Genomic DNA, 12,873 nt, shown 5'->3' on the forward strand with positions numbered 1-12,873 from the left:
GACTTTAGGTGAAATATTTAGAATATTGATAATGAGTGTGTTTTCTCCTTTCTTTTTTTGACTGTTTATTAATTCCTATTTCTTATTAATAATGGCTCAAGCTTATCTGCTATCATGCGATAGGCTTCCAGAGTGATATGTAATCGGTCTTTTAGATAGAGTTCTTCTCTAAGTTTGCCATTAGTTCCATACATCATAGAAGTAATATCAAGAAGAGTGACGTTGGAACTGTTAAAAGAGAAAAATCATTTCATATTCTTCATGTTATTAAATTGTGTAATTTATGGTAAAAATCTTTCTGTTGATTTGCATTATATCACTGTTTTGCGGGAGTATTTAATATCCGTTTTATCTGTTGGTGCAATATATAGAAAGCAGGTTCACCCATAGGACCATGCCCATGCCCGCCGATTTCATAAAGATAAGTGTCTTCATGCCCGACAAGTTTCATCATCCGCCACATGTAAGCGTTTTCCTCATAACGTCCCAAAAGCTCTAACTCCCGATCACCGGTTATAAGTATCAAGGGGGGGGCATCTTTTCTGACATGAAATAATGGGGCGAATTCATCGATAGTAGGTTGTAGATTATCAATACCATTCATTTTACGATAGGAAAAATGACTAATGACTTGGCCGCTAAAGGGAATCAGACCTGCAAGGGAATCTGCATCTATACTGTACTCTTTTAACCATTTTTTGTCTAATCCAATCATTGCAGTGAGGTAGCCGCCTGCCGAATGGCCGGAAACAAATATTTTCTTTTTGTTTCCTCCGTATTTTTCTACTTCTTTAAAAGTCCAGGCTATGGCTGCTGCCGCATCGCCTAAACATTCCGAGATTGTTACTTTGGGAAGTAAACGGTAGTTTACAGCTATCACTATCATGCCACTTTTCTTTAATTTGGTTGGAATGGACTTATTGCCACTAGTCAATCCTCCTCCATGAAACCATATTACAGTTGGGCAATCCTTTAGATTTTCAGGATAATAGATGTCTAACTTGCACCGTTCTTGAGCATATGCATCTTGCGATGTTGCATAGGTTAAATTTTCAATTGTCTTGTAGACGGTTTCCTGAGCGTTGGTAAAGGTGCATATGAGAACGCTCAAACATAAAAGTATTCTTTTCATTTTAATAAATAAAATATTGTATGTGATTATTAATCAGGGTTATTTGTTATTAATGAGATAAGGTTCTATTATTTTGGCAAATTCTTTATAAGCAAGTACGCTGGGATGAAGCCTGTCACTAATATAGAACTTTTCAGGTAAAGCTCCATTCTTGTCATATAGACATGATGTTATATCAACGTAGGTAACTTGGTGGCTGTCTTTGAAGTAGTCTTGTATCAGTTTGTTCACCTCTCTTTCCTTTGGAATCCAGTCGGGCATAGAAGGGGATGGATGAAAAGAAAGGAGAATAACCGGAACGCCAGGAAGATGAATATCCAATAAACGGCAGAAGCACTTAATGTCTTCGAAAACACGTTCGATGGATACGCCATTATAAAGATCATTCGCACCGCATAACAACACTATCTGTGCCGGTTTGTAGGCTACTACCAGGCGTTGATAGTGGTATAAATAGTCGCTGATCCATGAACCGCCATATGCACGATTTAAAACCCTATGATTGGGGAAATAACTGCCGGTATTTTTCCACATGCCCAATGAGGAACTGCCGATAAAAAGAATGCTTCCTGGTTTAGGAAAATCTTTCTCATCCATGCTGTAATAATTGTCCAGCTGTTCTTTATAGGCGTTTGCTCTGAAATACAAAGAATCTTGAGCGTTTGCTATGCTATACACAAACAGCAGAAAATAAATGATTGATATATTCTTTTTCATTCTCTTTAGCTTTTTGTAAATATTGGTAGCTCATCTAAGAATCTTCCAATGTTATTATTCTGTTCTTTTTAAAAGAAGTTGTTACGAATCTCTTTAGCAATGTAACGTCCTATCAATCGTTGCCCTTCTATATCCGGATGTACTCCATCCTTTAGATAGCGCCCACGGGTGTTGGAATTTTCGAAAAACTGACTAATACCGCTTTCGCCGTAACAATCAATAACCTGAACGGATAAAGCTTGACTGACTTGGCGCAACACTTCATTTCGTTTCCGATGCATTTCATTTTTTGCCTTGTCCCCGGTCTGTATAGGCAACCATACGAATACACGGCATTCCGGGAAGTTCTCAAGTATAGTTTGAATTGCCCATCTTGCCCCTCCTGCCATGGTCGTCACATTAACATCGTCCAGCGTTCTTGCTGATAATGCTTCTGCAACTCCATCAAGTTTTGTATCATTTGAGCCCATTGCAAAAACGAAAACATCGGGTGCAGGATAAACACCGTCCTTTACTTCTGAGATAAATTTCTGAATATGTACTTTGGATACATTATTATGTCTCATTTGCAATTCTTTCTTATCTTTTGTAGGCTTCCATCCATCTGAAATTCCGGCAAAGTTGTCACTGTTGTAATCTTGTGTATCAGGATGGCATGCAAAGGTAGACGAACCAACTGCAACATTATGGTGTGATGCAAATCCCAATAAATCGACTACGGTCTTTGACCATTGGTTGCCAGAGGTAGTGCTGCTGCCATCACAACCAAAGTTCAATTTGCTAAAATTTGTTGTTTGTGCTTGGACTATCAGGCATAGTCCCCATCCTAACATTAGAAATATAATTCTTTTCATGTTTTGTTTCTCTTAATAACCGTAATTATTAGCTCCTATTAATTTGTTCTCAGCAATTTCTGCAGTCGGAATTGCATATAGTAAGTTCTTTTTTGAGCGAATGGTAGAGCGGTTGGCTGAGCCGCAGACAATGAATTGTGTGTCGTTCATAACGTCTAAATATAGTCCCCACCGTAAAAGGTCAAATTTCCTATTGAATTCTTGGCAAAATTCCAAAGCACGTTCTTTCAGGACTAAACTTCTTGCCTCTATCTTATCGGTCACCTTATTTGTATATAGGGTTGTAGCTTTTGCCCGTTTTCTTATGACATCAATATCTTTCATTGCAGCTGTTATATCCCCCAATTCTACTTCTGCTTCAGCTCTGAGCAGGAATGCTTCTGCATAGCGAATTAAAATTACATCTTGTTCTGATTGTGACGCTTCTTTCTGTTTAAAGAAGGTTGGATTAGAGATATCACCTTTATACCATTTAGTCAGACATGGCACTCCGTATTTATATTCCGCGTTAAAATCAGGAACAAAAGCTTTTAGATTGTCCGGTAGACTCTCTGCATTATATTCGTCCGAGAGAGAGGGAAAAGAAACCCATTTTGTGGAGGTGTAGCTTGTTAGGAAGTAATGCCATACACCGTGCACAATACGGTCATCCTCTTTGTCAAATTGGGTATATAGATTAGGGGCCATATATATCCATGCGCCACTGCCACCGTAAGGAGCCGGAGTGTAATAGCTATGTAAACCTGATGTTTGAAAGTCTACGTCACTTACACTGGTTGCTCCCCATACAAATTCTTTGTTTTTCCTATTGTTACCACCCCAAAGGTTTAGATACCCTTCTACTAAATCAAAATCAACACCTCTTCGTGCAATGACCATGTCGCAAAGCTCTTTTGCACGTTGATAACACTGCTGGGCATCTATGTTTTCAGCTCCTTCAACTGCATTGCAGGTATATTTTTTATCCACTCCCTTGATATCTACAATTATTTCTGTATTTCCTTTGCAGGTTAATGCGCTGGAACCCATAGTGCAATATACGCGTGCCAATAATAGTGCTGCAGCAGTTTTATCTGCATGCCCCCAAGCGCCGACATTGCTTCTGATGTATAATACATGTATTCTAAGCAAGTTTCCAGGTCATTGACAATTGTGTTGTAGACTGCTTCTACGGAAGCTCTGGGACAATCTGTCTCTGCTTCCGAAGATAATCTCAATGGGACGGCACCATACATTCTTACCAGATGGAAATAAGCGAATGCCCGTAGAAAAAGCGTTTCATCATACAACTGCCTGACAGCGGATTCTGTCTGATAAGAATCTGTAGATTCCAGAGCTTCTTTAGCTTTGTTTGCCCGACTGATCATTCTATAAAAGACACTCCACAAATCATTGTTTGTATTATAGGCATAGTGTCCGGTGATATCGCCGCTACCTGCAGAACTGAGTACCCAAGCTGGAGCCCCACAATGATCGTTGTCGTAGTCCATCCAGGCCATATACGTCTGTTCCATACACCAGTTATCCCAAAAAGTTGCATAGATACCGGTTACTAGTTGTTCTGCTCCTTCTTCAGTCTGACCTAATTTCTCTGATGTGATAGAATAAGGGGTTTCTTCCAATGAACAGCTTGTTGCAAATGCTGCCATCGAGCATATCATTATCAATAGTATTTTCTTCATGATTCGTTTTTATTAATTAAAAAATAACATTAAGTCCCAAAGTAAAGCTTCTCTGCTGGGGATAGGCTCCAGAATCAATACCCCTTAAAGAAGGCGTGGAGCCAAAAGAATTAACCTCAGGGTCATATCCGCGGTATTTGGTGAAGGTCAACAAGTTATTGGCAACCACGTTGAACCGTACGCTATTTATGAACTGAAATGGTTTTCTAATTGTATATCCTATGGATAGAGTGCGTAATTTTAAATAAGAGCCGTCTTCTAGATATAATCTGGAAAAACGAATGTCACGTCCTGAATAATTGAATATCTTAGGGGCAATTCCGCTATTGGGATTTATGCTCCATGATTGTTCATATACGTAGTATGGAACGTTCTGGGTCTGTCCCAGGTTATAAAAACGTAATGAGTTCATATTGAATACGTCATTTCCTTCCACACCCTGAAAAAGAATGCTGAAATCGAAATTCTTCCAGGTCAGGTCCATATTGAATCCATAAAAATACTTGGGATTTGCATCTCCAATCCATGTTTGATCCTGGTCTGTGATAAAACCGTCTTCATCAAGATCTTTATATTTAAGTTCACCGATCCAGTCTCTACGAATTATTTCTTCTGTAGCCGCATCAGAACCGTTCACTGTGTAATCTGGATATTGGGTTTGGAATTGCTTACTATTAATGACTTCCTCGCGTGAGTTCCAGATACCGTCTGTGACAAAACCATAAAATGAACCGATAGAATGACCATCAGCAATAGCATACGGGCGCAAGCTGTTATAGATAGAGTTGGGGAACATCGGGTCTTTGCCAAAATCGCAAATCTCATTCTTGTTAAATGATATGTTGCCACCGAATGACAATGAAAAGTCTTTGTTTTGAATTGCTCTTACATTTAAGCTGGCTTCAAGTCCGCGATTGATAACAGAACCGCTATTGGAAAGTATCTGTAAGATGCCGGTGCTTGGGGGAACTTGCTTGTATTGCAACAGATCCGTGGTCTTTTTATAATAATAATCTACTTCCAATGATATCCGCTTTAATATATCCAATTCAATGCCTGCATCATGCTGCCAAGTAGTTTCCCATGTTAAATCCTTATTTCCTGGATTATATACATTCGTTGCATATCCATTTTCAACCGATGTGCCGAATGGATAATTGGCTGCAGCCATAATGGCAAAAGTTTGGTAAGAGCTGATGGCCTGGTTGCCGGAAGCTCCGTAGCTATAGCGAAGTTTTATATTATCAAAGATATGAGATACTCCTTTCATGAATTTCTCTTCTGACAGCCGATATGAGAAGCCGACAGAGGGGAAAAAGGCTGCGCGCTTGCCTTTGGCAAATTTACTGGAGACGTCATCACGTGCGGTAAAAGTCAGATAATATTTGCCTGCATAATTATAGGCAAGCCGTCCGATCAGTGAAAATAAACGTGAGTCCCCCTTGCCAGAGGTGGCTGATAGCATCTCACTTGCATCTTGAAGCAGCCAACCATTGGTAGCATCCGTACCGAAGCCTTGTACTGTAACTACTTTGTTATAGTTGCTGGACGCTTCCCAGGAGGTTCCTGCGGTTGCGCTTACATTATGTTTACCCCAAGTTTGGTTGAACATTAACAAATTGTCGAACACCAATGATGACCGCCAATTATCTCCACCGTATGATTTTCCGTTCACATATTTACCTTCGGCCATAGTTCTCGGCCAGTATTTATTGGCATCATTATGAGTATAGTTATATCCAAGAACAGTTCTGAAAATCAAGCCTTTTGTTAGCGTTATATTTAAATAGTTGGAAGTCCTAAAAGATATGTTTCGATTCTCGTTCAACGCATCAGCGTATCGAGTAGGCACTGCTACCATGCTATATTCATTATCCAAATCGTCTTGGGTTTGTGTTGCTGGATAAGTCAATGCTGAGCGGATAATGCCTTCCGTTCCGTTATTTTGGTTGTTTGTAGCAGTCTTGACAATACTTGAATTTGCAAATGAACCCGATATGGATGTACCTACTTTCAGCCAATCTTTCACTTGTCTATTCAAGTTTAGCTTTATGGTATAGCGTGTATAGTCCGAACCTTCAACGATACCTTCTTGGTTCAGATATCCTCCACTTATAGCATAATCGTATCCTTTGGTCTGTCCTGCAATATTTAAGTTGAGGTCATGTGTCACTCCTGTACGGAAAATCTGATCTTGCCAATAGTACGGATCGTTACTGAAGTCGTCAGGTCCTTGCAAATAAGTGCCTTCTGCATTCTCAACTCCGGGGAAAGGCAGGTCGGTTTGTTCCCAAGGGAAATTGGAAACTTCTTGGGTGTTGATGTAAGATTGATTCCTGTATGTTGCATAATCACGTGCTCCAAGTACCTTTATCTTTTTCACAGGATTGCTAATTGTTGTTTTATATGAAAATGAAATTTGGTCTTTAACATCTAGTCCGGTACCGCTTTTGGTGGTAATCAGGACTACGCCGTTGGCACCGCGAGAACCGTAAATGGCTGTTGACGAGGCATCCTTCAAGATTTCAATAGATGCGATGTCGCTAGGATTAAGCGAGGACAAGGCATTATTGTAAGTGGGCGAGCTCGAGTCAAAATTGATTGTGTCATCATTGCTGTCTGCGATGGGTACTCCGTCGATTACATACAAAGGTTCAGTAGAACCTTGAAATGAATTTGTACCTCGAATCTGGATGCTGATTCCTCCACCGGGAGCTCCATCGTTTGAAACCACGTTCACACCGGTCAGGCGCCCTTGTAGCCCCTTTTCTAGACTTACTGGGGAACTTTTTAGTAAATCTCCACTTTTTACTTGTGCCACAGCCCCGGTAAGATCGCTTTTTTTTACATAGCCATAACCAACGACAACTACTTCATCCAGCGTTTTGCTATCTTCATGCAAAACAATTTTCATATTTACAGTTGCCTTTACTGTTTGTTGCAAGAATCCGATGTAAGATATCGTCAGTGGAGTTCCTATTGGACAATTCAGTATAAACTGACCGTTGATATCGGTAATTGTACCATTACTGGTGCCTTTCTGTAATATATTGGCTCCAATTATGGGTTCTCCATTCTGGTCAACCACTACTCCTGCTATTTTTTGTTTTTGTTGTACTGTTTCTACAGTATGGGAGGAAGTTGCCCACGACAAAGAAGGACTTCCGCAGAATAAAAGAGTTATAAAAACTCCTGCCATGAATACATTCTTCATATTTCTCAGATAATTTATTAGATTTATAAAGTTATTAAAAGTAAAACGTTGTTGTTTTAAAGAGAGTAAAATCTCTTTTTGCTCCATATCCTATCCATTCTCCATAACTAAAATCAATTTAAAGGTTGACACTCCATTTTATTTTTCGTAGCTCAAAACACTGGCGGGTATTGTTACCAACCTTTATACCCGCCACATGTTTGAATCTAAGAAAAACAGCACGAATTACAAATCCGCCGTTCTGTGGACAAAAGTAAGGAAACAATAACCTGAAGTACTCCTAATTTGTTTCTCAGTCTGTCCGGTTCGTATTTTTACCCAAACGGGAAGCGTTTTTACCCAAATGGGAAGTAGTTGTACTGTATGTATTTAAAGCAATTTCCTATCTTTGCATACAAACATATTCATCTTATTACCATATGAAGCATTTACTGACAGTCATATTTTGTATGATAGTCTATATCACACAGATTAATGCCCGGCTAACTTTTCAAACATTTGATGTAAAGTCTGGAATTTCAGATAACTATGTTATAGCTATGTTACGTGACCAATACGGGTTTATGTGGTTTGCGACACTTAATGGCTTAAATCGTTATGATGGCTATCAATGCAAGCAATATTGGGTTACTGATTCTGATACTTATAGTAATTGTTTTAATAATATATCGGAGGACGCATCAGGTACTATTTGGGTACGTACTCCCGATCAATATTTCTACTACAATAGAGAGTTGGATAAATTGGAAAGTAACATAGAAAAGCGGTTGAGACCACTGGGAATAAATGATAAAATAGAAATGATACATGTTGACTATGAGCAGAATTTATGGTGCATGGCTGGGAATAAGCTATATTATTATGATTTTCAGGATAAAAAACTTCAGGAATTATCTTTTCCGGATAAAGAACTGTTGCATATAGTTTCCAGACAATCGTATTCTTGCTTGTTATTTTCTAATGGGGAAATCGCAGAAGTAGACTGGGAAACAAAAACTGTTCGGAAGATTGTTCAATTAGAACTTCCTCGCTCTGGAGAACATCGTATATATATGGATACCCGGCTTAGATTATGGATTTATACAATATATACCTCCAATCTACAGTGTTATGATATTCAAAATAGAAAGATGTTTGAGTTTCCTGGCAAAGAGACTATACAATCGGATATTGTAAAAGCTATCATAGATGATGGGAATGGTAATATCTGGATAGGTACCAATAGTAAAGGCATATACATCTTGAATGAACAGGCCGATAATCTCATGCACATTCATAGAGATTCAGGAACTCCTTTTTCCTTGTCGAGCAATCACATTAATAGTTTCTATAAAGATAATCAGGATATTCTGTGGGTTGGAACGACGAAGCAGGGGGTTGCGTTTACTGATTTGAATAATACCGCCTTTGAAATATGTAAAACTCCTGAGCAGGAAGATATCAGTTGTTTTCAAGAAGATAGGAATGGGAAACTGTGGCTTGGATTTGATGGAAAGGGATTGGCTTGCTATGACAGCAAACAAATAAACTATAAGTTGTTTAATACTCATAATAGTAATATTCCCTCTAATCTTATTATAGGTTCATATCTTGATTCCAAAGGCAAGATGTGGTTCGGTAGTTATGGGGGTGGCATATTTTATGAACAGAATGGAATCTTTTTCCCTTTTAAACAGACTTTGGAACCAATAGAGTATGTCCGGCATATTGCTGATGACAAATATGGGAATTTATGGGTTGGAACGTTTATGCACGGTCTGTATTGTATAGATAACGGAGGGAAAATAACGTCTTATACAAAAGAGAATTCATGTTTATACACCAATACTATTACAGACTTGGTCTATTCAAGTGACCATGCGATGTTATATATTGGTACTAGTACGGGATTATATGAGTTGAATACTCAAACACAGCAACTTGCTCCAGTGAAAGGGAATGATAATGAAGTGTCATTGATAAAAATGCATATTAGTTGCTTATACCGTGATCAACGGGGATTGTTGTGGATTGGAACCAGACATGGAATTCGAATTTATGATGAAAAAAGTAGAACGCTTACTCGTCTTTCTACAAATGATGGTGTATCTCATCCTTATATACGTGGTATTGTAGAAGACCATAATAAAAATATGTGGATAGCTACAGATTGTGGCATTACTCACATTATTGTGGTTGATGACCCTACTGCCCAAGAACTGCAATATCGATGTTATTCCTATTTTAATGAAGATGGTATTGGGGATATTACATTTAACAACTATTCAATTTATTGTAACCGGAAGGGTGAAATTTTAATGGGAGGTACGGGAAAATATTTAAAGATAGACCCTAACCAGGCTTTGTATCACCCCAAGCAACATAAAGTTATTTTTACCGGATTATATTTAGCCAATCAGCGTGTAGACGTAGAGAAAAAAATGCATGACGGGCGAATCTTGTTACAAAAGAATATTCAGTTGCTTGATGAAATTACAATGGATTATTCTGATAGTAATTTTGCATTGGAAATTTCTGCAATGGATTATGGAACACAGCATAAGCTTCAATTTGCATATCGGATGGATGCTAAAGAGGAATGGGTCAGCTTTGAAGGAAATAGAATCTATTTCAACAAACTGTCTCCAGGGATATATCATCTGCAAGTGAAAGTTAATGAACTGCACGGTAGTAGGAATCCAATATCTTATATGACAATTCTGGTACGTCCACCCTTTTGGCTGTCTCCGGTAGCCTATGTTATCTATATGGTACTGTTCTTGTCAGGAGGTATACTCTTGCTTAGGCGTCTACGTTCTAGGCATCAACGGATTCTGGTACAACAAAAATGGGAACTTGAAGTGGCCCAGCAGCATGAAATGGATGAAGCGAAAATACGTTTTTTTACAAATATAAGCCATGATTTAAGGACTCCATTGTCACTTATCATAACTCCCTTGGAGAAGTTGATACATTCGGAAAAAGCCGGTCCAATCAAGGACGATTTGGACTTGATGTATCGAAATGCTTCTACTCTGCTTGATGAGGTAAATCAGTTGTTGGATTTTCGTAAACTTGATCAGCAAAAGGTACAATTATCCTTGTCTTACGGAGACATAACTGAGTTTATTGCCGAAACATGCAAGTCTTTCAAGGCGTTATCGCAAAAGCATAATATTGAGTTGAAAGTTTGTATCAACACTTCAAAAATAGAAATGGATTTTGACCGTAACAAAGTGCAGCGAATCATATCCAACCTTCTGTCAAATGCCATCAAGTACAATCATGATAATGGTAGTGTGATAGTTGCTATTGACAAGATATTGGCCGGTGATGGGGAACAGATACATATTCAAATAAGTGACACCGGTATCGGTATCAAAAATGAGAATAAGGATAAGATTTTCGACCGTTTCTTTCAGGAACAGCACATTTCTACTACTTATATTGGGAGTGGTATCGGTCTGCATATTGTGAAAGAATATGTTACTCTCCACGGTGGTGAGATAAAAGTAGAGGATAATCATCCCCAAGGGACTATTTTTACAGTTATCCTACCGATTGCCAAGACATTAAAACTGAATTGTACAGAAGATACATCAGCATTTGATGTGGAAGAACAGTTTCATGCTGATATGTCTTCAGTGGACAGAGAAAAGAACTCTTTACTGATAGTAGAGGACAATGATGACTTTCGTAGTTTTCTTGTCGGTTGTTTGCAAGAATATTATCAGGTATATGAAGCGTCTGATGGAAAGAAAGCTCTCACAGTACTTGCGCAACAATCAATCCATGTGGTAATCAGTGATATAATGATGCCAGTAATGGACGGAATGGAATTATGCCGCAAAATAAAGACTGATATCCGCTATTCTCATATTCCTATTATTTTACTTACGGCCCGTACGGCTGAAGAACATATTCTTAGTGGTTTGAAGGAGGGAGCTGATGAATACATTACAAAGCCGTTTAACTTGGAAATACTTTTATTACGTATAAGAAAGTTGTTGATGTGGACTTTGAAGAACCATGATAAATTTAAAACGAGGGACATCTCTCCATCGGAAATAACCATTAGTTCTTTAGATGAACAACTGATAGAGAAAGCCATTCGTATAGTCGAGGAGAATATGGATAATTCAGAATTCTCAGTAGAGGAACTTAGTGCTCAAATAGGAATGAGTCGTAGTGGGTTATATAAAAAGTTAATGCAAATTACAGGAAAATCTCCTTTGGAATTCATGCGGATACTGCGCTTGAAAAGAGGTAGAAAACTTTTGGAAGGAAGTCAAATGAATATTTCACAAATATCTTATCAAGTAGGGCTTTCGCCCAAACAATTTGCCAAGTTTTTTAAAGAGGAGTTTGGATATTTGCCATCCGAATATAAGAAAAAAGAAGAAAAATGAACTTCTCAATAGCTTGGAGTATATTCATTAAGATATTCTTTGTCATTGGTAGCTTCTTATAAGTGAGTAAGAACTACTTGTGGCACTGATTTTTACTCTTGTAGGTCAAGGGAAGAATTTGTAGGAAAATGCTGTTAGATGAAAAAGAATTGTTATCTTTGTCGTGCTCAACTTAAAATAAATAAGTATGAATTGAAACGTTATAATTTGTAAGTGTTTGATATTCAGAACGAAAATAAATAAGCTTTTTTGCTCAAATAATAAAGCAATGTGCAATTAATCTATGACCGTATCGAAGACAAAAGCTAAATTAGTGGACGTTGCCCGTCAGCTGTTTGCAAAGATGGGTGTTGAAAATACCACGATGAATGATATTGCCCTCGCTTCAAAGAAAGGTAGGAGAACGCTCTATACCTATTTTAAGAGCAAGGAAGATATCTACTTGGCTGTTGTCGAGTCGGAGCTGGATATTCTTTCGGATATGATGAAGCACGTGGTAGAGAAAGATATTCAGCCGGACGAGAAACTGATGGAAATGATTTACACTCATCTGGATGCGGTAAAAGAGGTTGTCTTTCGGAATGGTACTCTTCGTGCCAATTTCTTTCGGGATATTTGGAGAGTGGAGAAAGTGCGCAAACGTTTCGATGCTACAGAGACCCTGCTTTTCAAGGAGGTTCTGCGTGAAGGTATGGAGAAGGGTGTTTTCCAGATAGATGACTTGGATATGACTGCGAGATTGTGCATTACAGTGTCAAAGGTATTGAAACACCTTATATCCGCGGCCATATAGGGGCCAATCTGGACGATGCGGTACGCGATACTTACGTGACCCGTCTGGTACTTGGTGCATTGGGAAAGAAGTAAGAATACATTTTATAAATAA

Annotated in this window: 7 protein-coding genes and 1 pseudogene; 2 read left to right on the forward strand and 6 right to left on the reverse strand. The window is 38.5% G+C overall.

Features of this window, described 5'->3' with window-relative positions; translation table 11 throughout:
* Positions 1–316 precede the first annotated feature (316 nt).
* From JCM16496_RS16610 to JCM16496_RS16630, 6 genes are all read right to left on the reverse strand, one after another.
* On the reverse strand, positions 317–1,132 hold the full coding sequence (locus tag JCM16496_RS16610; RefSeq protein ID WP_025835675.1) for an alpha/beta hydrolase: 816 nt from the start codon (positions 1,130–1,132) through the stop codon (positions 317–319).
* Between the two features lie 39 nt (positions 1,133–1,171).
* Complete coding sequence (locus JCM16496_RS16615) at positions 1,172–1,849, reverse strand: GDSL-type esterase/lipase family protein (RefSeq protein WP_005834897.1); 678 nt, start codon at positions 1,847–1,849, stop codon at positions 1,172–1,174.
* A 68-nt stretch (positions 1,850–1,917) separates the two neighbouring features.
* Positions 1,918–2,703, reverse strand: coding sequence for an SGNH/GDSL hydrolase family protein (locus JCM16496_RS16620; RefSeq protein WP_005834898.1), 786 nt, complete (start codon positions 2,701–2,703; stop codon positions 1,918–1,920).
* Positions 2,704–2,715: 12 nt separating this feature from the next.
* Complete coding sequence (locus JCM16496_RS24215) at positions 2,716–3,732, reverse strand: RagB/SusD family nutrient uptake outer membrane protein (RefSeq protein WP_244440456.1); 1,017 nt, start codon at positions 3,730–3,732, stop codon at positions 2,716–2,718.
* Positions 3,714–4,352, reverse strand: a complete 639-nt coding sequence (locus tag JCM16496_RS24220; protein ID WP_244440457.1) for a RagB/SusD family nutrient uptake outer membrane protein — start codon at positions 4,350–4,352, stop codon at positions 3,714–3,716. Before JCM16496_RS24220 ends, JCM16496_RS24215 begins: the two co-directional genes overlap by 19 nt.
* A gap of 49 nt (positions 4,353–4,401) precedes the next feature.
* Positions 4,402–7,686 (reverse strand): SusC/RagA family TonB-linked outer membrane protein, encoded by a 3,285-nt coding sequence (locus tag JCM16496_RS16630; RefSeq protein ID WP_227212851.1) that lies wholly within the window; start codon positions 7,684–7,686, stop codon positions 4,402–4,404.
* Positions 7,687–8,048: 362 nt separating this feature from the next.
* On the opposite strand from JCM16496_RS16630, the gene JCM16496_RS16635 reads away from it, so the two are divergent.
* Together JCM16496_RS16635 and JCM16496_RS16640 are read left to right on the forward strand one after the other, a co-directional pair.
* Positions 8,049–11,987 carry a hybrid sensor histidine kinase/response regulator transcription factor gene (locus tag JCM16496_RS16635; protein ID WP_262482782.1) on the forward strand — a complete coding sequence of 1,313 codons (3,939 nt, stop codon included), beginning with the start codon at positions 8,049–8,051 and terminating at the stop codon, positions 11,985–11,987.
* Positions 11,988–12,270: 283 nt separating this feature from the next.
* Positions 12,271–12,854, forward strand: a pseudogene (locus JCM16496_RS16640) (TetR/AcrR family transcriptional regulator).
* Positions 12,855–12,873: the final 19 nt, after the last annotated feature.

Source organism: Bacteroides rodentium JCM 16496, assembly GCF_000614125.1.
Taxonomy (GTDB): Bacteria; Bacteroidota; Bacteroidia; order Bacteroidales; family Bacteroidaceae; genus Bacteroides; species Bacteroides rodentium.